Source organism: Microbacterium sp. (assembly GCF_047602155.1).
Lineage (GTDB): Bacteria > Actinomycetota > Actinomycetes > Actinomycetales > Microbacteriaceae > Microbacterium.
Window position 1 is genome coordinate 742140 of sequence record NZ_JASGHZ010000001.1, and the last position, 24295, is coordinate 766434.

Here is a 24295-nt window from a genome sequence, read left to right on the forward strand (position 1 = left end):
CAGCGGAACAACCCGGGGGCCGGCGCACGCCGGCCCCCGGCCCCTCTCCCTCAGGCTCTGGCATCCCGGATCTCCGCGCGGGCCCGGCTCGCGATCAGCTCACAAAGGAGTGACCATGACCACCGCACTCGCGACGCCGCCCACGCCGGTTCGCCGCAAGGGGATCAAGAGCCCCTATCCCACCTGGTTCTACGCGCCGGCCGCCGCGCTGTTCATCGTGTTCTTCGCCGTGCCGACCTTCGCGTCGTTCTACTTCTCGCTGACCCGGTGGACGCTCTTCGACGTCCAGTTCATCGGCATGGACAACTTCGTCCAGTTCTTCAAGGAGCCCCAGCTGGTTCAGGGCTTCGTCAACACCTTCATCTACGGCTTCGTCACGTCGGCTGCCAAGGTCGTCATCGGGCTCGGCCTCGCGCTCCTGCTCACCGGCCCGATCATCGGGCGCGGCTACCTGCGCGCGGTGGTCTTCTTCCCCGTCCTCGTGTCCACGATCGGCGTCGGGCTCACCTTCAAGGCTCTGCTCGACCCCTTCCACGGCGCGGTCAACGCCGTCCTGGGGTTCTTCGGATTGCCGCAGCCCGGCTGGTACACCGACCCCACCCTGGCTCTGCTGACCGTGGCGGGCGTCGACATCTGGAAGGGCGTCGGCATCGCGACCCTCATCTTCATGGCCGGCATCGTCGCAATCCCCTCCGAGTACTTCGAGGCCGCGCGCATGGACGGCGCCGGAGCGTGGGCGGTCTTCCGCAACATCACCCTCCCTCTCGTGCGGCCCGCCACGGCGACCGTCATCATCCTCTCGCTCATCGGCGGCCTACGCTCGTTCGACCTGATCTGGGCGATGACCAAGGGCGGACCCGGATTCACCAGCGACGTGATCGCGTCGGTCATCTACAAGCAGTACCAGGCCGGATTCTTCGGCCTGTCCACCGCCGGCAACGTGGTGCTGTTCATCGTCGTGACGGCGATCATGGTGCCGGTCTCCTGGCTCCTGAACCGGAAGGAGGCGGAACTGTGACCGCCACCGAAGCGGTGACCACCGTCGGCGCCCGCCGCCGCCCGCCCGCCGATCGCCAGCCGATGACGCTGCGCCGCTTCCTGCGCAAGTATCTGCTCGGCATCCTCTCGATCCTCGCGTCGATCGTGATCTTCCTCGTGCCCTTCGCATTCGTGCTGCTCCAAGCGGCGAAGAACCCCCGCGAGGCGGGCCTGCTGGAGTTCTCCTTCCCGACCGAGTCGCAGTTCTGGGACAACCTCGTCACGGTCATCGAGACCAACGACTACCAGGCGCTGTGGGCCTTCTTCAACAGCGTCATCCTCACCGTGGCAAGCTGCGCGGTCATGGTGGTCCTCGCCGCGATGGTCGGCTACGTGCTGCAGCGCAAGCGCAGCCGACTGAACCCGCTGATCAACTTCCTCGTGCTCGCGGCGCTCATCGTGCCGCCCGCCGTGGTCCCCACCATCTGGGTCCTGCAGGGGCTCGGACTGTTCAAGACCATGCCGGGCATGATCCTCATCGAGGCGACCTTCGGTCTCGCCTTCTGCGTCCTGTTGTTCCGCGCGTTCGTCGCGACGATCCCGAAGGAACTCGACGAGGCCGCGATCATCGACGGCGCCGGCCCGCTGCGGCTCTTCTTCGGCGTGGTGCTGCCGCTGCTCAAGCCCGTGATCGTCACGGTCATCGTGGTGCAGGCGGTCTTCGTCTTCAACGACTTCCAGGGGCCGCTGTACTTCCTGCCCGGAAACGACTACCCGACGGTGCAGCTGGGACTGTACAACTTCCAGAGCCAGTCGGTGAGCCAGTTCAACCTGCTGTTCATGTACATCCTGCTCACCACCATCCCGCCGCTGGTCATGTACATCTTCTTCAACCGGCAGATTGTCGCGGGCATGACCAGCGGGGCGATCAAGGGGTGATGCCGCGTGCGCTCACCAGAACTCGGCGGGGACGGTCCCCCTCAGCCATGCGAGTTCGTTGTCGCGGATGAACCTCGACAGCGCCTCATCGGGCGTGAGACCGACCCCGAGCCAGTCATCGAGGATGCCGAGGACCGCGCGCCCCGTCTCGGTATCGGGCGCGGCGACCAGCCGATCCCAGGCTGCGAGAAAGCCGTCCGGGGCGGGCACCGTCCGCACGAGCGCCGCGAGGTACTTCGGCCCCGGAAGCATCACCCGGTTCGCAGCGAGCGCGGCGCGCGCCGCGGCCAGGGCGCAGTGCACCCCGGCGTGGCGACGCAGGAACTCGTCGCCGGCGGCGACGGCCTGAGGCAGGAAGTACCCACCGTACAGGCGGGCCTGCGCCACGTAGGAGCGCACCCGGTCGACCCAGCCGTCTTCGGGAAGCTCGACGATGCGCGCGATCGCCTCCTCCAGGCCCGGGAGCGTGCTCCACGCCACGCGCGCGCCGAGGAACGAGGCCCGCGTCGGGTCGTCCGCCCTCGCGGCCGCGGTCGCGAGGTAGCCCGGGCTGACCAGCTTGACGTCGATGTACGAGCCCGGGTAGTCGAGCCCGCGCCGATCGACCCACGCGAAGCGGTCCTGTGCCGTCTCAGCGGCGAAGCGCTCGTCGTCGACGACGAGGTAGACGTCGACGTCCGAGTCGGCGCGCTCGGTTCCCCGGGCGACCGACCCCACGACGATCACCGCACGCGTGCCCGGCTGCGCGCGGACCGTGTCGATGTACGCCGCCACTGCTCGTTCGTGCTGTTCCATCGGACCCTCCCGGTCGCATCTCCGGCGACGTCCGTGCTAAAGTCGCATCAAAGATTGAAACGATTCATGCTATTATCCTCCAGGCACCGCAAATGACCGATCATCCCACGCCCACCCGCGTCGCATTCCGGCTCACCGTGCGCCCCGAGATGCTCGACGAGTACGTCGCGCGCCACACGCCGGTGCGAGCCGATATGCTCGCGGAGATCGCTGCCAGCGGCCGCCGCAACTACTCGCTGTTCCTGGGCGAGGGCGGCATCCTGTTCGGCTATTACGAGACCGACGACGACGCGGCCGCCCAGGCGTACCTCGCGGCATCCGCCGTCGCCGCCCGGTGGGAGGCCGAGATGAGCCGCTTCTTCGTCGATCTCAGCGGTCGCCCCGACCAGGCCGCCACACCCCTCACCGAGATCTTCCATCTGCACGACCAACTGGCGGCATCCACCGTCACCGACCCGGAAAGCCCCGCATCATGACGACTCTGACCCCCGAGAACCTGGCCACGCTCGCAGCGCAGGGCATCGAACTGCCCAGCTGGGCCTTCGGCAACTCCGGCACCCGCTTCCGCGTGTTCGCCACGCCCGGCACGCCCCGCGACCCCTACGAGAAGATCGCGGATGCCGCGCAGGTAGGCGCCTACACGGCGCTCGTTCCGAGCGTCGCGCTGCACATCCCGTGGGATCGCGTCGACGACTTCGCCGCCCTGCGCACCTACGCGGAAGACCTCGGCGTGAGCCTCGGCACGATCAACTCCAACACCTTCCAGGACGAGGACTACAAGTTCGGCGCCCTCACCCACCACGACGACCGCATCCGCCGCAAGGCCATCGATCACCACCTCGAATGCATCGACATCATGGATGCCACGGGCTCGCGCGACCTCAAGATCTGGCTCGCCGAGGGCTCGAACTACCCCGGCCAGAACGACATGCGCGCCCGCCAGGACCGCCTCGCCGACTCGCTGCGCGTCATCTACGACCGGCTCACCGGCGACCAGCGCCTCGTGCTGGAGTACAAGTTCTTCGAGCCGTCGTTCTACCACACCGACGTGCCCGACTGGGGCACCTCCTACACGCAGGTGGCCGCGCTCGGCGATCGCGCGATGGTGTGCCTCGACACCGGCCACCACGCCCCGGGGACCAACATCGAGTTCATCGTCATGCAGCTGCTGCGCCTCGGCAAGCTCGGCTCGTTCGACTTCAACAGCCGGTTCTATGCCGACGACGACCTCATCGTGGGGGCCGCCGATCCGTTCCAGCTGTTCCGCATCCTGCTCGAGGTCATCCGCGGCGGCGGCCTGAACAACCCCGACGTGGCGTTCATGCTCGACCAGTGCCACAACATCGAGGACAAGATCCCGGGCCAGATCCGCTCCGTGCTCAACGTGCAGGAGATGACCGCGCGGGCGCTGCTGGTCGACCGCGAGGCGCTGTCGGCGGCCCAGGATGCGGGCGACGTGCTGGCGGCCAACGGCGTGCTGATGGATGCCTTCTACACCGACGTCCGCCCGGCCCTCGCCGCGTGGCGCGAGTCGCGGGGCCTGCCCGCCGACCCGCTCGCCGCCTACCTCGCCTCCGGCTACCCGCAGCGCATCGCCGCCGAGCGCGTCGGCGGCACGCAGGCCGGCTGGGGCGCCTGATGCCCCCGCTGCGCCGGAGCCCCCTCCTGCACCGGAGCCCCCTCCGTTCGGTCGCGGCATCCTGCGGGTTCGCACCCCCGGCACCCGCAAAACGCCGCGACTGAGCGCGCTCCCCCTCCGTTCGGTCGCGGCATCCTGCGGGTCGGACCCCCTCACACCCACACATAGCCGCGACGCAACCTCCGCATCCCGAACCCCAAGGAACCACGTCATGACGAACCCGACCGCCGCCGCGCTCCTCGCCCGCAGCAACCGCCTGGGCGCCGACCCGAAGAACACGAACTACGCCGGCGGCAACACCTCGGCCAAGGGCACCGAGATCGACCCCGTCACGGGCGAGCCCGTCGAGCTGCTGTGGGTGAAGGGCTCGGGCGGCGACCTCGGCACCCTCACCGAGCCGGGGCTCGCGGTGCTGCGCCTCGACCGCCTGCGCGCGCTCACCGGCGTCTACCCCGGCGTCGACCGCGAGGACGAGATGGTCGCCGCGTTCGACTACTGCCTGCACGGCAAGGGCGGGGCCGCGCCGAGCATCGACACCGCGATGCACGGCCTCGTCGACGCCGCGCACGTCGACCATCTGCACCCCGACAGCGGCATCGCGATCGCGACGGCGGCCGACGGCGAGGCGCTGACGGCCCGGATCTTCGGCGACAAGGTCGCGTGGGTGCCGTGGCGGCGCCCCGGGTTCCAGCTGGGCCTGGACATCGCGGCGATCAAGGCCGCGAACCCGCAGGCGGTCGGCTGCATCCTCGGCGGCCACGGCATCACGGCGTGGGGCGACACCTCCGAGGATGCCGAGCGCAACAGCCTCTGGATCATCGACACCGCCGCCGCCTACATCCAGGCCCACGGCAAGCCCGACCCGTTCGGCGGCATCCGCCCCGGGTTCGAGGCGCTCCCCGAGCCCGAGCGCCACGCCCGCGCCGCGGCCCTGGCTCCCACGATCCGCGGGCTCGCCTCGACCGACCACCCGATGGTGGGCCACTACACCGACGCGGCCGTCGTGACGGACTTCCTCGCCTCCGAGGCCGCCCCGCGCCTCGCGGCGCTGGGCACGAGCTGCCCGGACCACTTCCTGCGCACGAAGGTCACACCCCTGATCCTCGACCTGCCGGCATCCGCCTCCCTCGAAGAGACCATCGCGCGCCTGCACGAGCTGCACCAGGAGTACCGCGCCGACTACCAGGCGTACTACGACGCGCACGCGACCGCCGAGAGCCCCGCGATCCGCGGCGCCGACCCGCTCATCGTGCTCGTGCCGGGCGTGGGCATGTTCAGCTACGGCACCAACAAGCAGACCGCGCGCGTCGCGGGCGAGTTCTACGTCAACGCGATCAATGTCATGCGCGGCGCCGAGGCCCTGTCGACCTACCGCCCCATCTCCGACGCCGAGAAGTTCCGCATCGAGTACTGGGCGCTGGAAGAGGCGAAGCTCCGGCGGATGCCGAAGCCCAAGACCCACCAGGGCCGCATCGCATTCGTCACCGGCGCCGCCAGCGGCATCGGCAAGGCCATCGCCACGCGTCTTGCCGCCGAGGGCGCCTGCGTCGTCGTCGCCGACCTCGATCTCGACAAGGCCCGGGCCGCCGCCGCCGAACTCGGCAACGCCGACGTCGCGATCGGCGTCGCGGCGAACGTCGCCGACGCAGACGCCGTGCAGGCCGCGCTGGATGCCGGCATCCTCGCCTTCGGCGGCGTCGACCTCGTCGTCAACAACGCCGGCCTGTCGCTGTCCAAGCCCCTGCTGGAGACCACCGAGAAGGACTGGGATCTGCAGCACGACGTCATGGCGAAGGGCTCGTTCCTCGTCTCCAAGGCCGCCGCGAAAGCCCTCATCGCCCAGGGCATGGGCGGCGACATCGTCTACATCTCCTCGAAGAACAGCGTGTTCGCCGGCCCCAACAACATCGCCTACTCCGCGACCAAGGCCGACCAGGCCCACCAGGTGCGCCTGCTCGCCGTCGAACTCGGCGAACACGGCGTGCGGGTCAACGGCATCAACCCCGACGGGGTCGTCCGCGGCTCGGGGATCTTCGCGTCGGGCTGGGGTGCCAACCGCGCCGCGACCTACGGCGTCGCCGAGCAGGACCTCGGCGCGTTCTACGCCCAGCGCACGATCCTCAAGCGCGAAGTCGTCCCCGAGAACGTCGCCGCCGCCGTCTACGTCCTCACCGGCCCCGAGCTCTCGCGCACCACCGGCCTGCACATCCCCGTCGACTCCGGCGTCGCCGCCGCGTTCCTGCGATGAGCGCGCACTCGGGGCGTTTCGTCTCGCGCCTGCGGCGCTCGCTCAACGTCCGGAACCATCCGCGGCGCTCGCTCAACGTCCGGGACCACAGCTCCTCCCCGGGCGTTGAGCGAGCGCAGCGAGACGAAACGCAGCGAGGCATCCGATGACCGGGGCCGTCGCCGCCGTCGACCTCGGCGCCACGAGCGGTCGCGTCATCGTCGGGCGGGTCGGGCCGGACACCCTCGAGACCACGACCGTCGCGCGGTTCCCGAACACCCCCGTCTTCGTCGGCGACGGCCTGCACTGGGACATCCTCGGCCTGTACGGCGCCGCCCTGAGCGGACTGCGCGACGCGCTGCGACAGGATGCCGGCATCCTCAGCATCGGCATCGACTCGTGGGCCGTCGACTATGGGCTGCTGCGGGACGGCCGCCTGATCGGCACGCCCTTCCACTACCGCGACGCGCGCACCGCCCGCGGCGTCGAGGCCGTGCACGCGCGGCTGCCGCACGCCGACCTGTATGCCCGCAACGGCCTGCAGTTCCTGCCGTTCAACACGCTGTATCAGTTCGCCGCCGAGCCTGCGTCGTGGCTCGCCTTCGCCGACACGGCGCTGCTCATCCCCGACCTCCTCGCCTGCTGGCTCACCGGGCAGGCGCGCGCCGAGGTCACGAACGCCTCGACGACCGGGCTGCTGAGCTGGGCCGCACAGGCGTGGGACGACGAACTGATCGCGGCGCTCGGCGTGCCGCGCGCCATCCTGCCCCCGCTCATCGCCCCCGGCGAGCGGGTCGGCGCGCTGCGGCCGCGCGTTGCGGAAACCATCGGCGGCGCACCCGTCGTCACGGCCGTCGGGTCGCACGACACGGCCTCCGCGGTCGTCGCGGTGCCGATGCAGGCGGATGCCGCCGCGTACATCTCCTGCGGCACGTGGGGTCTCGTCGGCGTCGAGGTCGACCGGCCGGTGCTGACCGCCGAGGCGCTGGCCGCGGGCTTCACGAACGAGGGCGGCGTCGACGCACGCGTGCGGCTGCTGCACAACGTCATGGGCCTGTGGGTGCTCAGCGAGACCGTGCGCGGATGGGAGCGCGAAGACGGCGTCGCGATCGACCTCGCCGAGGTGCTGTCGGCCGCCGCCGCCGTCCCGGCATCCGCCGTGCCGGTCTTCGATGTCGACGACCCGCGCTTCCTGCCGTCCGAGGAGACGGCCGGCAGCATGTCCGCGCGCATCGCGGCGTGGTGCGCCGAGCACGACGTCGACGCCCCCCGCACCCGCGCCGAGACCGCCCGCGCGATCGTCGAGTCGCTCGCGCAGGCGTTCGCCGACGCGGCGCGCGAGGCCGGGCGCCTCGGCGGCGTCGACGTCGGCACGATCCACCTCGTCGGCGGCGGCGCGCTGAACGCCCTGCTGTGCCAGCGCACCGCCGACCGGGCCGGACTTCCCGTCCTCGCAGGCCCCGTCGAAGCGACCGCGCTGGGCAACGTGCTCGTGCAGGCGCGCGCCGGCGGCGTCGTGTCGGGCTCGCTCGAGGCCCTGCGCGACCTCGTCGCCCGCACGCATCCGCCCCGGCGCTACGACCCGCGCGCCTGACCCCTGCCGTCGGCGCCGGCATCCACCCGGCATCCACCCGTCGCGAAAAACGGATATGACGCGAAAAACGGAGGGAACCGGCGGCATCCGTCCTCATTTCGCGATTCTTCCGTTTTTCGCGACACGCGAGTCATCCCCAGAAGCGCCGGACGGATGCCGCCCCTCCCGCCGCGGGGCAGTTTCGGTTAGTGTGGACTAACCGAATGAGGGGGTGCCATGGTCGTCACCTACCGCGCGCTCGTCGACGAGCTGCGCGAGCGCCGCGCGCGCATCGCACGGGGCGGGCCCGAGGCCTCGCGCCGGCGCCACGTCGAGCGCGGCAAGCTGCTCGCCCGCGACCGCATCGACCTGCTGCTCGACCGCGGCAGCCCGTTCCTGGAGATCGCGCCGCTCGCCGCCTACGACCTCTACGGCGGCGACGCCCCGTCGGCGGGGGTCGTCGCCGGCATCGGCCTCGTCCACGGGCGGCACGTCTGCGTCGTCGCCAACGACGCCACCGTCAAGGGCGGCACCTACTACCCGCTCACGGTGAAAAAGCACCTGCGCGCGCAGGAGATCGCCGCCGAGAACCGCCTCCCCTGCATCTACCTCGTCGACTCCGGCGGCGCGTTCCTGCCCCTCCAGGACGAGGTCTTCCCCGACCGCGACCACTTCGGCCGCATCTTCTACAACCAGGCGCGGATGTCGCGCGACGGCATCCCCCAGATCGCGGCGGTCCTCGGGTCGAGCACCGCCGGCGGCGCGTACGTCCCCGCGATGAGCGACGAGACCGTCATCGTGCGGGGCCAGGGCACGATCTTCCTCGGCGGCCCGCCCCTCGTGAAGGCCGCGACGGGCGAGATCGTCAGCGCCGAGGATCTCGGCGGCGGCATCACGCACACCCGCATCTCGGGTGTCGCCGACCACCTCGCCGAGAACGACGCCGATGCCCTCCGCATCGTCCGCGACATCGTCGCGACCCTCCCCGCCCCCGCGCCCCTCGCCGAGCCCGCCGCCGAGACGAGAGCGCCGGATGCCGGCTCGCTCCTGGACGTCGTCCCCGTCGAGCTCACGACGCCCTACGACGCCCGGGAGATCATCGTGCGGCTCGTCGACGGCGGGTCGTTCCACGAGTTCAAGCGCGACTACGGCGAGACGCTCGTCACGGGCTTCGCCCGCATCCACGGCCATCGCGTCGGGATCGTCGCGAACAACGGCGTGCTGTTCGGCGAATCGGCCCTCAAGGGCGCGCATTTCATCGAGCTGTGCGACCAGCGCGGCACGCCGCTCGTGTTCCTGCAGAACATCACCGGGTTCATGGTCGGACGGGAATATGAGGCCGGCGGCATCGCGAAGCACGGCGCCAAGATGGTCAACGCCGTCGCCTGCGCGCGCGTGCCGAAGCTCACCGTCGTCGTCGGCGGGTCGTTCGGCGCCGGCACGTACTCGATGTGCGGGCGGGCGTATTCCCCGCGGTTCCTATGGCTGTGGCCCGGGGCCCGGGTGTCGGTGATGGGCGGGCCGCAGGCGGCATCCGTCCTCTCGACGGTGCGCGCCGAGCAGCTGGATGCCGCCGGCACGCCCTGGTCCGACGACGAGCGCGCCGCCTTCGAGGCCCCCATCCGCGCGCAGTACGAGCGGCAGGGCAGCCCCTACTACTCGACCGCGCGACTCTGGGACGACGGCATCATCGAGCCCGACGAGACCCGCGACGTGCTCGGGCTCGCGCTCGACGTCGTGAACCGCGCCCCCGTCGCGCCGGCACCGTCGTACGGCGTGTTCCGGATGTGATCGCCGTGCTGAGCTTCGAGAGCGTTCTCATCGCGAACCGCGGCGAGATCGCCGTGCGCATCATCCGCACGCTGCGGCGCCTGGGCATCCGGTCGATCGCCGTCTACAGCGACGCGGATGCCGGCGCCGTGCATGTGCGCGAAGCCGACGAGGCGGTGCGACTCGGCCCCGCGCCGGCGATCGAGAGCTACCTCAGCGTCGAGCGGGTCATCGCCGCGGCGCGGCAGACCGGAGCGCAGGCGATCCACCCGGGGTTCGGCTTCCTCGCCGAGAACGCCGCGTTCGCGCGCGCGTGCGCCGCGGCGGGCATCGTCTTCATCGGCCCGTCGCCCGAGGCGATCGAGGTCATGGGCGACAAGATCGCCGCCCGGCACGCGGTCGACGCGCGCGGCGTCGCGACGGTTCCCGGCATCGCCCGCCCGAGCGACGACGAGCTCATCGCGGGCGCCGCCGAGCTCGGCCTGCCCGTGCTCGTCAAGCCGTCGGCGGGCGGCGGCGGCAAGGGCATGCACGTCGTGACGGATGCCGCCGACCTCCGCGACGCGCTCGCCGCGGCGCGGCGCGAGGCCGCGGCATCCTTCGGCGACGACACGATATTCCTGGAGCGGTATGTGTCGACGCCGCGGCACATCGAGGTGCAGATCGTCGCCGACGCGCACGGGAACATCGTGCACCTCGGCGAACGGGAGTGCTCGCTGCAGCGGCGGCACCAGAAGATCGTCGAAGAGGCGCCGTCACCGCTGCTGGAAGGCCTCGCCGACGGCGCCGCGATCCGCGCGCGTCTCGGAGCGGCCGCGTGCGAGACCGCCCGCAGCGTCGGCTACCGCGGCGCCGGCACCGTCGAGTTCATCGTCTCGGACGACCGCCCCGGCGAGTTCTTCTTCATGGAGATGAACACGCGGCTGCAGGTGGAGCACCCGGTGACCGAGGAGGTGACCGGGCTCGACCTCGTCGAGCTGCAGCTGCGCATCGCCGCGGGCGCGCCGCTGCCGCTCACGCAGGACGACGTCGTGCTCACGGGCCACAGCATCGAGGCGCGCGTGTATGCGGAAGACTCCGCGGCGGGGTTCCTTCCCACGGGCGGGCGCGTGCTGCGGGTCATCCACCCGGGCGGCGACGGCGTGCGCGTCGACTCCGCGCTGGCCGAGGGTCTGGAGGTCGGCATCGACTACGACCCGATGCTCGCGAAGCTCATCGCGACCGGGCCCGATCGCGGGGCGGCGCTGCGGCGGCTCGACACCGCGCTGCGCGACACCGTCGTGCTCGGCTTCGAGACGAACGTGGAGTTCCTGCGCCTGCTGCTCGCCCACCCCGACGTCGTCGCCGGGCGTCTCGACACCGGGCTCATCGCCCGTGCGCAGGGCGAGTGGCGCTTCGCGTCGCCGACCGCGCGCGCCTTCGCCGAGGCCGCGCTCGTGTGGGATGCCGCGGATGCCGCGACCCCGGGCCCTGGCACCGCCGCGACGGGTGGCGGCTCGGGCCGCCGGCTCCGCGCCGCTACCGGCTGACGGCGGGCGAGCGGACCGCCGAGGTCCGCGTCTGGGGACGCGGCGACGAGCTGCGCGTGTCCGTCGACGCCGCCCCGGAGGCCCCCGCCGCGCTCACGCCGACGGGGTCCGGCACGGCGCTCGTGACGATCGACGCCCTGACCCGGCCCGTCGTGTTCGCCGGCGAGAAGACGACCGGCGCCGACGCGCTGTGGATCGCCTCCGACGGCGTGACACTCCGGGTGACGGATGCCGGCTCCCGGCCCCTCGGCGAGCGCGCGGATCGGGCGGGCTCCGGCCACCGGGCCGGGAGGCACACCGACGCCTCCCCACAGGTCGTCTCGCCCCTGCCGGGGACGGTCGTGCTGGTGCCGGCATCCGAGGGCGACCAGGTACAGCCCGGCGACGCGCTGGTGGTCGTCGAGGCGATGAAGATGGAGCACGTGCTGCGCGCCGCCGTCGCCGGCACCGTGCGCCTCGCGGTCGCGGTCGGCGACCGCGTCGCGCGCGGCGCCGTCGTCGCGACCGTCGCACCCGCACCGTAGGGGCAGGGGCGTTTCGTCTCGGCCCTGCGGGCCTCGCTCAACGACCGGGGAGGGGTCACCCCATGCACCGGTCGTTGAGCGAGCGGCGCAGCCGCGAGACGAAACGCAGCAACCCGACCGCGGTCACGCCTCGCGGGTGATGGTCACCTTCACGTGCAGCTCGCCCTTGAAGGGGCCGGCGTAGACACCGCGCAGCGGCGGCACGTCGTTGTAGTCGCGCCCGCGGCCCACGAGCACGTGCCGGTCGCCGATCTCGATGCGGTTGGTGGGGTCGAAGCCCTGCCAGTCGCCCGCGAACCACTCCACCCACGCATGCGACTCGCCGGGCGTGGCGACGCCGACTTCCGCGTCGGGGTCGGGGTGGAGGTATCCCGAGACGTAGCGGGCCGGAATCCCCACCTCGCGCAGCGCACCCAGCGTGATGTGGGTGATGTCCTGGCACACGCCCTTGCGCGCGGTCCAGGCTTCCGCGCCGGTCGAGTGCACGCCGGTGATCCCCTGCGTGTACTCCACGGCCTCGCCGATCGCCAGGGCGATGGCGTGCGCCGCGCGCGCGGGGTTGTCGTGCTGCGCGGCGATCGCTCGCGCGAGGGCGGCGACCTCGGGATGCGGCGCCGTGCGCGCCGACTGCCCCAGCATCTCGACGGTCGCGATCGACCGAGAGGCCTCGCGCGCCAGCGCGTCCCACGACACCTCGGAGAACACGAGCGGGTGCGACCGCACCTCGACGAGCGAGCGCGCCGTGATCTCCAGCGCATCGTGCACGGCCAGCACGTCGAACGTCGCGACGCGCGTGCCGAAATAGTCGGCGTAGTAGTTGACGCTCGACGCCGGCTGGATGTCCAGCTGCGAACTCAGCACGAACTGGGTCTCGGTCGAGTTCGGCAGCATCCGCGCCTCGTTGTACGACGCGCCCACCTCGCCCGCGTACGCGAAGCCCGTCGTGTGCTCGATGCGCAGGCGGCGCGGCGGCGCGTAGGGCGCGGCATCCGGAACGAAGGGCGCGGTCATGAGGTCTCTCCGATCCAGCTCGGCTCGGCGTGTGTCGGGAAGAACCGGGCGCGAATCGCCTCCGACGCCTCGCGCGTGACCAGCTGCACCTGCTCCATGTGCTCGGGCAGTTCGCTGAGGATCTCGCCGATCGGCCGGTACTCCAGATCGTTGCGGATGCGTCCGAGCGCCCGCAGCACCGTGTTGGAGTGCCCGACCCGGTCGGCGACGGGATCGATCGCGCTCATGCACTCCTCGGCCCGCGCGATGGAGTGGATGATCGACCGCGGGAAGAGCCGGTCGAGCAGCAGGAACTCGGCCGCGTTCGAGGCGCTCGGCATCCCCCGATAGGTCCGCAGGTACGCCTCGTAGGCGCCGCACGAGCGCAGGATGGTCGTCCAGGAGGGGCCGGATGCCTCCGTCAGCGCGCGCGTCGCGAGCAGCCGCGCGGTCATGTCGGTGCGTTCGATCGAGCGGCCGAGGGTGAGGAACTGCCACGCCTCGTCGCGGCTCGTCGACGAGTCGGTGATGCCGACGGCGAGCGCCGAACGCTCGCGCACCCACTTGAAGAACTCGTGCACCTTCTCGTTGTTCAGGCGCCGCGGCATGCGCGAGTTGGTCGTGTTGAGCGTCTCCCACAGCTCGGTGGAGACGATCTCGCGCGCCCGGCGGGCGTTCTCGCGCGCCGACAGCACGGCGTACGAGATGCTCGACGGGTTGCTACGGTCGACCGCGAGGCTCGTCAGCACGTCGCTGCGCGTGACCCGGCCGTCCGGCTCCGGGAAGCTGCCCATGACGCCCATGAGCGAACGGCACGCGGTGTCCTCGTCGATCCACGGGTCTTCCAGCAGCAGCTGCAGGTGCACGTCGAGGATGCGGGCGGTGCCGTCGGCGCGCTCGATGTAGCGCCCGATCCAGAACAGCGACTCCGCGATGCGGCTCAGCATGCCCCCTCACCCCCTGTTGCAGGTTGCTGCGTTTCGTCTCGCGGCTGCGCCGCTCGCTCAACGACCGGGGCGCTCGACAACCGGCGTATCGCGCCCTCCGGTCGTTGAGCGAGGCCCGCAGGGCCGAGACGAAACGGGGCGACCCGGGCCTGCTGTTGCTGCTCCTGCTGCTCGCGGTTGCCGAAGGGGCGGTCGTGCGGCGAGTGGGCCTGAGCCTGCTGTGCGTCGTAGATGATCGAGATCGCCTCGGTCACCGCGGCCTGGTCGGCGACCAGGCCCGCGACGCCCCCCGGGCCGGGCGCGTACTCGCCGCGCCCGGGGCCTTCGCCGCCGACGATCCAGGTGTCCTTCGACCCGCCGCCCTGCGACGAGTTGACGACGAGCTGCCCCTCCGGCAGTGCGACGCGGGTGAGCCCGCCGGGCAGCACCCACACCTCGTCGCCGTTGTTGACCGCGAACGGACGCAGGTCGGCGTGACGCGGCCGCATCCCGTCCTCGACGAGGGTCGGGATGGTGGAAAGCATGACGACCGGCTGCGCGATCCAGCCGCGCGGATCGGCGAGCAGCTTCTTGCGCAGCTTCTCCAACTCGGCGGGCGAGGCATCCGGACCCACGACCAGCCCCTTGCCGCCGGAGCCGTCCACGGGCTTGACGACGAGCTCGTCCAGCCGGTCGAGCACCTCTTCGAGCGCGTCGGGCTCCTCCAGACGCCACGTGTCGACGTTGCGCAGCAGGGGCTCCTCTGCGAGGTAGTACCGGATGAGGTCGGGCACGTAGGTGTACAGCAGCTTGTCGTCGGCGACGCCGTTGCCGACGGCGTTGGCGATCGTGACGTTGCCCAGCCGCGCGGCGAGCATGAGGCCGGGGGCTCCCAGCATCGAGTCGGCGCGGAACTGCAGCGGGTCGAGGAAGTCGTCGTCGACGCGGCGGTAGATGACGTCGACGCGCTTGGGTCCGCGGGTCGTGCGCATGAACACCTTGCCGCCCGAGCACAGCAGGTCGCGGCCCTCGACGAGCTCGACGCCCATGAGACGGGCCAGCAGCGTGTGCTCGAAGTAGGCCGAGTTGTAGACGCCGGGCGTGAGCACGACGACGTTGGGATCCTCGACGCCGGGCGGCGCCGACGCCCGCAGCGCCTGCAGCAGGCGGTTCGGGTACTCCCCGACCGGATGCACCCGCATCGAGAGGAACAGCTCGGGCAGCGTCTGGGCCATCACCCGCCGGTTGGAGATGACGTAGCTGACCCCCGACGGCACGCGCACGTTGTCTTCGAGCACGCGCATCTCGCCGTGCTCGTCGCGGATGAGGTCGATGCCCGACACCTGAATCCGCACGCCGTTCGCGGGATGGATGCCGGCAGCCTGCCGGTAGAAGTACTGGCTCGACGCGATGAGCGCCGCCGGCAGCACCCCGTCGCGGACGCAGTGCTGGCGGCCGTACGCGTCGTCGAGAAACGCCTCGAGCGCCCGCACCCGCTGCTGCACGCCGCTTTCGACCCGGGCCCACTCGTCGTACTCGATGACCCGGGGCACGGCGTCGAGCGGGAAGGGACGCTCTTCACCGGCGAAGTCGAACGTGACGCCCTGCGCGAGGTAGGAACTGGCCAGCGAATCGGCGCGCCCGCGCAGCTCTTCCTGGGTCATCTTCGCGAGCGCCTGGTACAGCTCGCGGTACGCCGGTCGCGAATCGGCCGCCGCTGCGGGATGCGCCGGGGCCGCGAACATCTCGTCGAACGCCGGCACCCCCGACGCCGTCTTGCGCGGTGCCAGCGTGGAACCGTATCCGTCGAACAGGTCGCCCATGCGACGACTCTAGTGCGCGATGTGTTGCCGCGGTGTTTCGGGCCCGCATCCCGTCGACCCCACCCCCAACGCTCGACCCGGCCGGTTGCGAACGGTTCGCAGGCGGCAGGGTCGCACGCAACCGGCAGGCTCGGCGCCAGCGACGGCGCTCGTCCACGCGGGGATGCGGGGATGCGCGAACCGGTGAAGCGATACGGGCGCCGGACGCACAAGTTGAGTACATTTCTTTTCATGGCGCGACGCACTGGAGACGAGACCCGCACGCTCCTGCTGCGGGTCGGCATGCAGATGCTGCTGGAACGCGGAGTCTCGGCCGGCGTGCAGCACATCCGACTGCAGGAGGTGCTGCGCCGGGCCGGACTGACGACGGGGGCCGCCTACCGGCTGTGGGCGGATCAGGACCACTACCAGCGCGACCTCGCCGTCGCGATGGTGCGGCTGCGGCTCAGCGGCCCCACCGACTACGCCCGGCTGCCGGTCGAGGAGATGATCGCGTCGGGCGCCAGCAGTGACGACGTGATCCGCGCCGCGGCCGACGCGCACGTGCGCACCGCCGCCGTCGAGGTGACCGAACCCGCCGATGCGATGGATGCGCAGCAGTTCCGCATCGCGCTGGCCCTGCGCACCACCGCGGAGACCTGGCCCGAGCTGAAGGAGGCGAGCCTGCAGCGCCATCGCGAGTCGGTCGCCGCCTTCGCCGAGTTCTACGCGCACGTCATGGAGGCGTACGGCCGCCGGATGAGAACCCCGCTGACGATCGAGGATTTCGCCGAGGCGATGGCCGCGATGGGCGAGGGATTCGGCGTGCGGGCGCTGGAGGGCATCGAGCATCCGTCGTACGACGTCACCGACGACGACGAGCTTCCGACCGGGAACTGGACGCTGTTCGCGCTCGGGGTGCGCGCGCTCGTGAACGAGTTCACGACTCCCGCCGTGCCAGGCGATGCTGCACAGCCCGGCACGGACGGGAGCCCTGGGGTCGAGTGATTCCCCCCGGCCCCAGAGCGACACTCCCCCCGGCGTGTCATCGACGGTTCGACCAGCGGCTCTGCCGTAGCACTGCCGTGCTGGAACCGGTCTCCGTCGGCGCTCCCCAGAAGCGCCATAGCAATCGTGCCTCTCCGCACCCTCCGACGACAGAAAGATAAGTTGTTTCTCTCCGCGTTTCGGCCGCCGATCGCCCGTCAGATCACGGCCTCGCTCCAGGGGTCGGGGGTGCCGAACCGGTGAGCGGTGATCGTGACCGACTGCTCGTGCACGAACGGCAGCAGTTCGATGCGGCCGGCGGTCGTCACGTCGTTGTCGTAGACGGCGAGACCGGGGTCTCCGCCGGTCGCCTCGGCCAGCGCCCGGCGCACACCGGCGACGGATGCCGCAGCGCCCACGAGCCGCACGCGCGGCGCCGCGTCGCGGGCCGCACGCATCCGGTCGATCCACTCCCGGTCGGTCTCCACGAACACCGGGGCGTCGAGGTCTCCGAGCGCCCGGCGCACCTCGGCCGGAAGGCCGACGGGCGCGCTCAGCGTGAACGATCCGCCGGCTCGGATGCCGGCCACCACGACCCGCAGCACGGCCTGCCAGGCGGCATCCTTGGTGGCACGGATCGCGACGGGCACGGGCCGGTACCGGAAGAGATTGCGCTCCACCTTCACCTGCGACACGTCCCCCACCTGGCCGAATTCGCGGTCCCACGCGATCGCGTCGGACAGGGCGCCGCGGCGCAGCCACTCGAACGCCTCGTAGTCCAGCGACGGCTGGGCCGCCTCGATGAGCATCGTGATGCGGGTGTCGAGTCCGCGCAGGTGCAGGGTCGACGACGGCGCCCCGCCGGCGGACGGCCGCCACGACCCGAGCCCGATGAGGTAGTTCGGCCCGCCGGCCTTCGCGCCGGCGCCGACCGCCGAGCGCTTCCAGCCGCCGAACGGCTGCCGTTGCACGATCGCCCCGGTGATGCCGCGGTTCACGTACAGGTTTCCCGCCTCGACGTGATCGAGCCAGAGCGCCAGGTCGGCCGGATCCTGCGTGTACAGCCCCGCCGTCAGTCCGTAGGCGACGGCGTTCTGCAGCTCGATCGCCTCGGCGAGCGAGTGCGCGTGCAGGATCCCGAGCATCGGCCCGAAGAACTCCTCCCGGTGCGTGCGCGACCCGGGTCTGACGCCGGTGCGGATGCCGGGCCGCCACAGCCGGCCCGCGTACTCCGGCGCCGCATCGTCGACCGGCCGCGGCTCGACGAGCCACTCCTCGCCCTCCTCCAGCGTCGTCAGCGCCCACCGGAGCTTTCCGCTGGGCACCTCGATCACCGGGCCGACCTCGCTCAGCGGATCGGACGGCGGGCCGACGCGCAGCGACTGCACGGCGTCGACGAGCTGACGCGCGAAGCGCTGCGACCGCGCGACCGGCCCGACGAGAATCGCGAGCGATGCGGCCGAGCACTTCTGCCCGGCGTGCCCGAAGGCGCTCTTGACGAGGTCGGATGCCGCGAGATCCAGATCGGCCGACGGCATGACGATCATGGCGTTCTTGCCGCTCGTCTCGGCCAGCAGCGCCAGGTCGGGCCGCCACGAGCGGAACAGCTGCGCCGTCTCCCACGCCCCGGTGAGGATCACCCGGTCGACGTCGGGGTGCGAGAGCAGCTGCTGCCCCAGCGCGCGCTCGTCGAGCACGACGAGGGCGAGGAGGTCACGCGGGATGCCGGCATCCCAGAGAGCTTCGGCGACCACCGCCGCGCAGCGCGCGGACTGGTGCGCGGGCTTGAACACGACGCCGGAACCGGCCGCGAGCGCCGCCAGCACCCCGCCGGCCGGGATCGCGATCGGGAAGTTCCACGGCGGGGTGACCACGGTCACCTTCGCCGGGACGAACACCGCCCCGGCGACGCGGTCGAGCTCGCGCGCCGTCGCGGCGTAGTAGTTCGCGAAGTCGACGGCCTCGCTGATCTCCGCGTCGGCCTCGGCGAACACCTTGCCGGTCTCGCTGGCGGCGACCTCGATCAGCTCGGCGCGGCGCGCCTGAAGCGCGCGGGCGGCGGCCTGCAGCACGGCGGCGCGCTCGGCGGCCGGCGTCGCCCCCCAGCGTTCGGCGGCGGCGCGCACGCGCGCGACCACGGCGTCGAGCCGGTCTGCCGTGGCGAGGTGCGCGGCGCCGACGGCGGCATCCCCCGCGACCGACGTCTCGACCCGGGCGAGGATGCCGGCCGCCCACGCGCGGTTCGCCGGCAGCGCGGGGTCGGTGTCGGGCGTGTTCGCGAACCCGGGCGCCCCCCGTGGCGCCTCGACCGACTCGCGGGCGGCGAACACCGCCGTCTGCACGACGTCGCCGGGCACGAACACCGGCTCGCCGATCGGGTCGTCGCCGGCCGCCGCCGACGCCCGCGCGATGCCGAGCACCGCCTGCGTGAGGTCGGCGTCGCTCGCCGGCGGCTTCGTGCGTCCCGGCTGGCCGCCGTCGGCCGCGGACAGCGGCGGCAGCGACGGCAGCGGCGCCTGAGGAAGGGCCGGCGGCGCGGCCTGCGCGGCCTCCGCCGCGCGATCCTGCCGCCGGTTCGGCCCGACCGGCAGCGTCGGGTCGGCGCAGCGCGCCAGCGACGCGAGGAACCGGTCGCGCTCGCGCTCGAACAGGGCCGGGTCGCTGTGCAGCTCGAACGCCGCGGAGAGGAAGTTCTCGCTCGACGCGTTCTCCTCGAGGCGACGCACGAGGTAGCTGATCGCGACGTCGAACTCGTCGGGGCGCACGACCGGCACGTACAGCAGCACGTGCCCCACCTCGCGGGCGACGGCCTCGACCTGCCCCTGCGCCATGCCCAGCAGCATCTCGAACTCCACGTCGCCCCGGACCGCGCGCTCGCCGGCGAGCAGCCACGCGTAGGCGATGTCGAAGAGGTTGTGGCCGGCGACGCCGACGCGCACGGCGGCGGTGTGCGCGGGGCGCAGCGCCTCGTCGAGGCAGCGCAGGTAGCCGGCGTCGGCGTCGAGCTTCGACGCGTGCGTGGCGAGCGGCCAGCCGTGCAGGGCGGCATCCACGCGTTCCATCGCGAGGTTCGCGCCCTTGACGAGCCGTACCTTGATGCGCGCGCCGCCGGCCGCGACCCGGCGCGCCGCCCACGCGGTGAGCTCGCGCAGCGCCGGCAACGCGTCGGGCAGGTACGCCTGCAGCACGATGCCCGCCTCCAGGCCCCGCAGCCGCGGATCTTCGAGGAGGCGGGTGAACACCGCGATCGTCAGATCGAGGTCGCGGTACTCCTCCATGTCGAGGGTGAGGAAGGTGCCGTCGCCGGTCGCCGTCAGATACAGCGGCAGCAGTCGCTCGACGACCGTGTCGACGACCTCGTCGAACGCCCACATCGAGATGTGGCTGGCGATCGCCGACACCTTGACGGAAACGTAGTCCACGTCGCCCCGACGAATGAGGTCGTGGATGCCGTCGAGCCGCCGCAGCGCCTCGCTCTCGCCGAGGACGGCCTCGCCGAGCAGATTGAGGTTCAGCCGCGCCCCCGACTCCCGGATCTTCGCGAGCGCGGGCCCCAGCTTGTCGGGCCGGGCGTCGACGACGAGATGCCCCACCATCTCGCGCAGCACGCGACGCGCGATCGGCACGGTCGGCGTCGGCAGCACGGGGGCGACGGTGCCGCCGGTGCGCACCGCGGCGCGCAGATACCAGGGGAGGAACCCGGGAACCAGCGGTGCGACGCGCTGCAGGTTCGCGGCCGCGGCCCCGAGCGACTCGGGGCGCATGACGCCGTCGACGAAGCCGATCGTAAACGGCAGCCCGTCGGGGTCTTTCAGCACTCCGGCAAGGCGTTCGGCGGCGGGATCGACGTCGGCTTCGGCCGACTCGGCGACCCACCGGCGGGCCAGCTCGATCGCCTGATCGGCGAGCGCAGACGGGGGCTGCGCGGGTGGAGCGACGGAGGGCGTGTCCGACATGGCTCCAGCCTATGACCCGCGGGCTCAGTCCCAGATGCTCGGCGCGGGGGCCTTCGTCGAGGGCAGCGCGGAACCTGCGGCCCAGTCGGTGACCCACTGCGGCAGGGGCGGCAGATCGTCGGGCCGGTGCAGCGCCTCGAACAGCTCCGCGGTGTTCACGACGCCGCCGCTGCGCCGCAGGAACCGCGCCCGCACGATCATCTCGGCATAGATCTCGCCGTCCACCACGGCACGGTGCATCTGGTACACCGCCTTGTCGTCGTGCCCGTACAGCCGCGACTCGACGGTGAACCGCTGCCACAGGCGCAGCGACTTGCGGAACGTGACGGTCTCGCTCGCGACCACCGCGTACCAGCCCTGCGCGTTCATCGCATCCCAGACGCCGGTGCGGATCAGCAGATCGAACCGCCCGAGGTCGAACAGCGACGCGTAGCGGCCGTTGTTCATGTGTCCGAGCAGGTCGAGATCGGTGGGCAGCGTCCGCAGCCGGATGCGTCCGACGCTGTGCGGTGGGATCGTCCCGCGTCGGCGCAGCAGCGCCTTCGCGCGCCAGATCGTCAGCAGGGTTCGCCACCATACGTTCACGTAGCGCGATGTTAGTCGCTCCGGGTATGCGGGTGGGGCGATCCCGGCATCCGTCGATTTCGCGATTCGTGCGCCCAGTCGTAGAGTCTGGCCATGGAAGCCGAGTTGAAGACCGACGTCGTCATCCGTCCCGTCCGCGACGTGGATGCCGAGGCTCTCGGCCGGGTGCACGCGACGTGCTGGCATGAGACCTACGACCACCTGATCAGCACGGCCGCGCTCGAGAAGGTCTCGCCCCGGCGCCTCGCCGAACTGTGGACGCACTGGGCGCAGCAGGGCTCCGACCTGCGCATGGTCGCCGCTCTCGTCGACGGCGAGATCGTCGGGTTCGCCGGTTCGGGGCCCGCGCGCGACCGCGACGCCGTGCGATTCCGCGAGCTGTACTTCATCTATCTGCTCGGCGCGTTCCACGGCACCGGCATCGGCCAGCGTCTCTTCGACGCCGTCGTCGAGCCGGGCGAGGGCGTGTACCTCTGGGTCGCCGACGACAACCCCCGCGCGCACCGGTTCTACGCCCGCAACGGCTTCGCCCTCGACGGCGCGACGCACACCGAGCCGTTCCTCGGCGAGAGCCTCACCGAAGTCCGCTTCGTCCGCTGAGGCGCCGGCATCCCGGCGGCGTCGCGCGGCGGCGCCCGCCCGCGCGACTTCGCGCCTGCCCGCCCGCGCGCGCCCCCACGCGCCCCCGCCCGCGTCCACGCGCGCCCCCACGCGCCCCGCCCACGCGCGCCCGCCCACGCGCACGAGAACAGGAGATCGTTCGAGAACAGGACGATTGTGACGGGATCCATCCTGTTTTCGCGTGATCTCCTGTTTTCGGTGACGGATGCCGGCGGGAACCGGCGACGGATGCCGGCGGGACAGGCGACGGATGCCGGCGGGACAGGCGACGGATGCCGGGGAAGAACAGCTACCGCCCCGACACCGTCCCGAACAGCCGGGCGATCGGCGCGAGCACCAGCGGCCGCGCGGCCGCCCACGCCCCCGCGATGGCCGCGAGCGACAGGGCGAACATCCAGAACCCCGTCCAGTTGTCGGCGTAGGCGTTCGGGTCGGGCGATCCCTGCGCGGCGTACATGTGGTTGAGGTTGCGCAATGCTCCGGTCGCGAAGACCAGCGCAACGTGGATCACGATGAACACGACGAAGTACAGCATCGTCGGGAAGTGCACCGTGCGCGCCCACTCGATCGGGTACGCGGCGCTGAGCCGGGCGTTGTTCTTCGGCCACACGCTGCTCATCCGGAACCCGGTGAGCGCCGCCAGCGGCGCCGCCACGAACACGGTCGTGCCGTACGCAAGCTGCTGCAGGGAGTTGTAGTTCACCCATCCGTTCTCGGTCGGCCAGTCCAGCGACACGTACTGCAGCGCCGCGCTGAGCGCGTTGGGGAAGACCTCCCAGCTCGTCGGGACGATCCGCATCCACTGCCCGGTGACCAGCAGCAGTACGACGAACACGGCGCCGTTGATCAGCCACAGCAAGTCGAGCGCCTGGTGGAACCAGATCGTCAGACTGACCTTGCCCTTGGCATCCCTGCGCGGAGTCCAGAACGCGGTCGGCCGCTTCTCGGTGCGCACCGTCAGCCCCGACCGGATGATCAGCACCATCAGGAACACGTTGAAGAAGTGCTGCCACCCGAGCCACACCGGGATGCCGACCGGCGCCGCATCCGGCAGGTGATACTCGCCCGGATAGGTCGCGAGGAAGTCCCGCATGAACTCCAGGCTGAGGAACCACCGCACGAAGAACACGGCCATCGCCGCGGCGAACAGCAGCGCCGCGCCGCCCACGACGACGATGCCCGCCCACTGGCCCTTCGTGAACGGGCCGTAGCGGCGCGGCTCGGCCTTCGGCGCCGGGCGATGGGTCGCCGCCCGCCCCGGCCACACGGTCTGCGGCACCGTCAGCGGCGGACGCGGCCCCGTCGGCGCGGGGGCAGCCTCGGCGCCCGCCCCGGTCCCCGCACCCGCCGCGGTCCCCGCACCCGCCGCGACGGACCGCGGAACGGGTTCGGTCGCGGCATATTGCGGGTCAGCGGCGACGGCATCCGCAGTTTGCCGCGACTCAACCTCGGTCCCGAGCGCAGCCCCCGGTTCAGTCGCGGCATATTGCGGGTGCGCGACGCCGGCACCCGCAGTTTGCCGCGACTCGGCAGGGGTAGGCGGGGCCACGACGCGCACGACGGATGCCGGCGGCCACGCCGCGCCGCCCGCCACGCGCGGCAGCCCGCGCCGTATCGCACGCGCGAGACCCGGTTCGGTCGCGGCGATCTGCGGGTCAGCGACGCCGGCACCCGCAGTTTGCCGCGACTCGGCCGCAGCACCCGGGGTCAGTCCGGCCGCAACGGATGCCGCGACGGCATCCGGCCACGCCGCGCCGCCCGCGACGCGCGGCAGCCCGCGGCGCAGCGCCCCTCCGGCGGATTCAGCGGTCGCCTGCGGCGGGTGCGCCGCGGAGACGCCCGCCGCAGCCGACTGCCCGGGCGCCGTCGGCGCGGCTTCGGTCGCGGCAGATTGCGGGTGCACGGCACCGGCATCCGCAGTGTGCCGCGACTCAGTCGCAGCGCCCGGGGTCAGTCCGGCCGCAACGGATGCCGCGACAGCTTCGGCACGCGGCCACGCCTCGCCGCCCACGACGCGCGGCAGCCCGCGGCGCAGCGCACGCGCGCCGCCGACACCCGGTTCAGTCGCGGCAACCTGCGGGTCAACGACGCCGGCACCCGCAACTTGCCGCGACTCAACCCCGGACGCCAAACGAACACCCGGTTCAGTCGCGGCAACCTGCGGGTCAGCGGCATCCGCACCCGCAACCTGCCGCGACTCAACCTCCGACGCCAAACGAACACCCAGTTCAGTCGCGGCGATCTGCGGGTCAGCGGCATCCGCACCCACAACCTGCCGCGACTCAACCCCGGACGCCGGGTCCGCGCCGACTGCCCCAGCTGCGCCGCCGGGCGACTCGGCTGGACCGGCCACCGCCGCGCCCCCCGCCACCCCGGGCACCTCGGGCCACGCGGGGCCGCCCGGCACGCGCGGCAACCCGCGGCGCACGCCGGTGGCCGAACCCGGCGCAACCA

The 24295-nt window shown here is 71.9% G+C and carries 18 protein-coding genes; 11 read left to right on the forward strand and 7 right to left on the reverse strand.

Annotation, left to right across the window (positions count from 1 at the left end; genetic code table 11):
* Nucleotides 1-115: 115 nt before the first annotated feature.
* A complete protein-coding gene (locus QM720_RS03450; RefSeq protein ID WP_415124758.1) occupies nucleotides 116-1018 on the forward strand; it encodes a carbohydrate ABC transporter permease in 903 nt (300 codons plus the stop codon).
* Between the two features lie 62 nt (nucleotides 1019-1080).
* The gene (locus QM720_RS03455) at nucleotides 1081-1917 is read left to right on the forward strand and encodes a carbohydrate ABC transporter permease (RefSeq protein WP_415127799.1); all 837 of its coding nucleotides are present in this window, start codon (nucleotides 1081-1083) and stop codon (nucleotides 1915-1917) included.
* A gap of 12 nt (nucleotides 1918-1929) precedes the next feature.
* Here the strand turns inward: QM720_RS03455 and QM720_RS03460 are convergent, their stop codons facing one another.
* Nucleotides 1930-2712, reverse strand: coding sequence for a nucleotidyltransferase domain-containing protein (locus QM720_RS03460; RefSeq protein WP_415124759.1), 783 nt, complete (start codon nucleotides 2710-2712; stop codon nucleotides 1930-1932).
* 92 nt (nucleotides 2713-2804) lie between these two features.
* Here QM720_RS03460 and QM720_RS03465 point away from each other — a divergent pair, with 92 nt between their 5' ends.
* The 7 genes from QM720_RS03465 (at nucleotide 2805) to QM720_RS03495 (ending at nucleotide 11974) form a co-directional block, all read left to right on the forward strand.
* Nucleotides 2805-3188 carry an L-rhamnose mutarotase gene (locus QM720_RS03465; RefSeq protein WP_415124760.1) on the forward strand — a complete coding sequence of 128 codons (384 nt, stop codon included), beginning with the start codon at nucleotides 2805-2807 and terminating at the stop codon, nucleotides 3186-3188.
* Entirely contained in the window at nucleotides 3185-4351 is a 1167-nt protein-coding gene (gene rhaI, locus QM720_RS03470) for an L-rhamnose isomerase (protein ID WP_415124761.1), read from the forward strand. The genes QM720_RS03465 and rhaI overlap by 4 nt, the downstream gene beginning before the upstream one ends.
* A gap of 211 nt (nucleotides 4352-4562) precedes the next feature.
* Nucleotides 4563-6599, forward strand: coding sequence for a bifunctional aldolase/short-chain dehydrogenase (locus QM720_RS03475; RefSeq protein ID WP_415124762.1), 2037 nt, complete (start codon nucleotides 4563-4565; stop codon nucleotides 6597-6599).
* A 145-nt stretch (nucleotides 6600-6744) separates the two neighbouring features.
* Nucleotides 6745-8172 (forward strand): rhamnulokinase, encoded by a 1428-nt coding sequence (locus tag QM720_RS03480; protein WP_415124763.1) that lies wholly within the window; start codon nucleotides 6745-6747, stop codon nucleotides 8170-8172.
* Nucleotides 8173-8388: 216 nt separating this feature from the next.
* Nucleotides 8389-9942 carry a carboxyl transferase domain-containing protein gene (locus tag QM720_RS03485; RefSeq protein WP_415124764.1) on the forward strand — a complete coding sequence of 518 codons (1554 nt, stop codon included), beginning with the start codon at nucleotides 8389-8391 and terminating at the stop codon, nucleotides 9940-9942.
* Between the two features lie 5 nt (nucleotides 9943-9947).
* Entirely contained in the window at nucleotides 9948-11450 is a 1503-nt protein-coding gene (locus tag QM720_RS03490) for an acetyl/propionyl/methylcrotonyl-CoA carboxylase subunit alpha (protein ID WP_415124765.1), read from the forward strand.
* 56 nt (nucleotides 11451-11506) lie between these two features.
* Complete coding sequence (locus tag QM720_RS03495; RefSeq protein WP_415124766.1) at nucleotides 11507-11974, forward strand: biotin/lipoyl-containing protein; 468 nt, start codon at nucleotides 11507-11509, stop codon at nucleotides 11972-11974.
* Nucleotides 11975-12097: 123 nt separating this feature from the next.
* Here the strand turns inward: QM720_RS03495 and QM720_RS03500 are convergent, their stop codons facing one another.
* The 3 genes from QM720_RS03500 to QM720_RS03510 are packed head-to-tail and all read right to left on the reverse strand — an operon-like array spanning nucleotide 12098 to nucleotide 15713.
* Nucleotides 12098-12985, reverse strand: a complete 888-nt coding sequence (locus QM720_RS03500) for a transglutaminase family protein (RefSeq protein ID WP_415124767.1) — start codon at nucleotides 12983-12985, stop codon at nucleotides 12098-12100.
* A complete protein-coding gene (locus QM720_RS03505; RefSeq protein ID WP_415124768.1) occupies nucleotides 12982-13911 on the reverse strand; it encodes an alpha-E domain-containing protein in 930 nt (309 codons plus the stop codon). The genes QM720_RS03500 and QM720_RS03505 overlap by 4 nt, the downstream gene beginning before the upstream one ends.
* A complete protein-coding gene (locus tag QM720_RS03510) occupies nucleotides 13905-15713 on the reverse strand; it encodes a circularly permuted type 2 ATP-grasp protein (protein ID WP_415124769.1) in 1809 nt (602 codons plus the stop codon). The genes QM720_RS03505 and QM720_RS03510 overlap by 7 nt, the downstream gene beginning before the upstream one ends.
* Nucleotides 15714-15944: 231 nt before the next feature.
* Between QM720_RS03510 and QM720_RS03515 the strand changes: the two genes are divergently transcribed.
* A complete protein-coding gene (locus QM720_RS03515; protein WP_415124770.1) occupies nucleotides 15945-16700 on the forward strand; it encodes a hypothetical protein in 756 nt (251 codons plus the stop codon).
* A gap of 197 nt (nucleotides 16701-16897) precedes the next feature.
* Here QM720_RS03515 and QM720_RS03520 read toward each other — a convergent pair whose 3' ends face one another.
* Entirely contained in the window at nucleotides 16898-20635 is a 3738-nt protein-coding gene (locus QM720_RS03520; protein ID WP_415124771.1) for a proline dehydrogenase family protein, read from the reverse strand.
* Nucleotides 20636-20659: 24 nt separating this feature from the next.
* The gene (locus QM720_RS03525; RefSeq protein ID WP_415124772.1) at nucleotides 20660-21220 is read right to left on the reverse strand and encodes an acyl-CoA thioesterase; all 561 of its coding nucleotides are present in this window, start codon (nucleotides 21218-21220) and stop codon (nucleotides 20660-20662) included.
* 93 nt (nucleotides 21221-21313) lie between these two features.
* Between QM720_RS03525 and QM720_RS03530 the strand changes: the two genes are divergently transcribed.
* Complete coding sequence (locus QM720_RS03530; RefSeq protein ID WP_415124773.1) at nucleotides 21314-21820, forward strand: GNAT family N-acetyltransferase; 507 nt, start codon at nucleotides 21314-21316, stop codon at nucleotides 21818-21820.
* 310 nt (nucleotides 21821-22130) lie between these two features.
* On the opposite strand, the gene QM720_RS03535 is transcribed toward QM720_RS03530, so the two are convergent.
* Entirely contained in the window at nucleotides 22131-23972 is a 1842-nt protein-coding gene (locus QM720_RS03535) for a cytochrome b/b6 domain-containing protein (protein ID WP_415124774.1), read from the reverse strand.
* Nucleotides 23973-24295: the final 323 nt, after the last annotated feature.

Coding starts and splice junctions, on each gene's coding strand:
- QM720_RS03530 (WP_415124773.1), top strand. CDS start 21,314: ATGGAAGCCGAGTTGAAGACCGACGTCGTCATCCGTCCCGTCCGCGAC.
- QM720_RS03460 (WP_415124759.1), bottom strand. CDS start 2,712: ATGGAACAGCACGAACGAGCAGTGGCGGCGTACATCGACACGGTCCGC.
- QM720_RS03465 (WP_415124760.1), top strand. CDS start 2,805: ATGACCGATCATCCCACGCCCACCCGCGTCGCATTCCGGCTCACCGTG.
- QM720_RS03455 (WP_415127799.1), top strand. CDS start 1,081: ATGACGCTGCGCCGCTTCCTGCGCAAGTATCTGCTCGGCATCCTCTCG.
- QM720_RS03480 (WP_415124763.1), top strand. CDS start 6,745: ATGACCGGGGCCGTCGCCGCCGTCGACCTCGGCGCCACGAGCGGTCGC.
- QM720_RS03500 (WP_415124767.1), bottom strand. CDS start 12,985: ATGACCGCGCCCTTCGTTCCGGATGCCGCGCCCTACGCGCCGCCGCGC.
- QM720_RS03510 (WP_415124769.1), bottom strand. CDS start 15,713: ATGGGCGACCTGTTCGACGGATACGGTTCCACGCTGGCACCGCGCAAG.
- QM720_RS03450 (WP_415124758.1), top strand. CDS start 116: ATGACCACCGCACTCGCGACGCCGCCCACGCCGGTTCGCCGCAAGGGG.
- QM720_RS03520 (WP_415124771.1), bottom strand. CDS start 20,635: ATGTCGGACACGCCCTCCGTCGCTCCACCCGCGCAGCCCCCGTCTGCG.
- rhaI (WP_415124761.1), top strand. CDS start 3,185: ATGACGACTCTGACCCCCGAGAACCTGGCCACGCTCGCAGCGCAGGGC.
- QM720_RS03485 (WP_415124764.1), top strand. CDS start 8,389: ATGGTCGTCACCTACCGCGCGCTCGTCGACGAGCTGCGCGAGCGCCGC.
- QM720_RS03505 (WP_415124768.1), bottom strand. CDS start 13,911: ATGCTGAGCCGCATCGCGGAGTCGCTGTTCTGGATCGGGCGCTACATC.
- QM720_RS03515 (WP_415124770.1), top strand. CDS start 15,945: ATGGCGCGACGCACTGGAGACGAGACCCGCACGCTCCTGCTGCGGGTC.
- QM720_RS03475 (WP_415124762.1), top strand. CDS start 4,563: ATGACGAACCCGACCGCCGCCGCGCTCCTCGCCCGCAGCAACCGCCTG.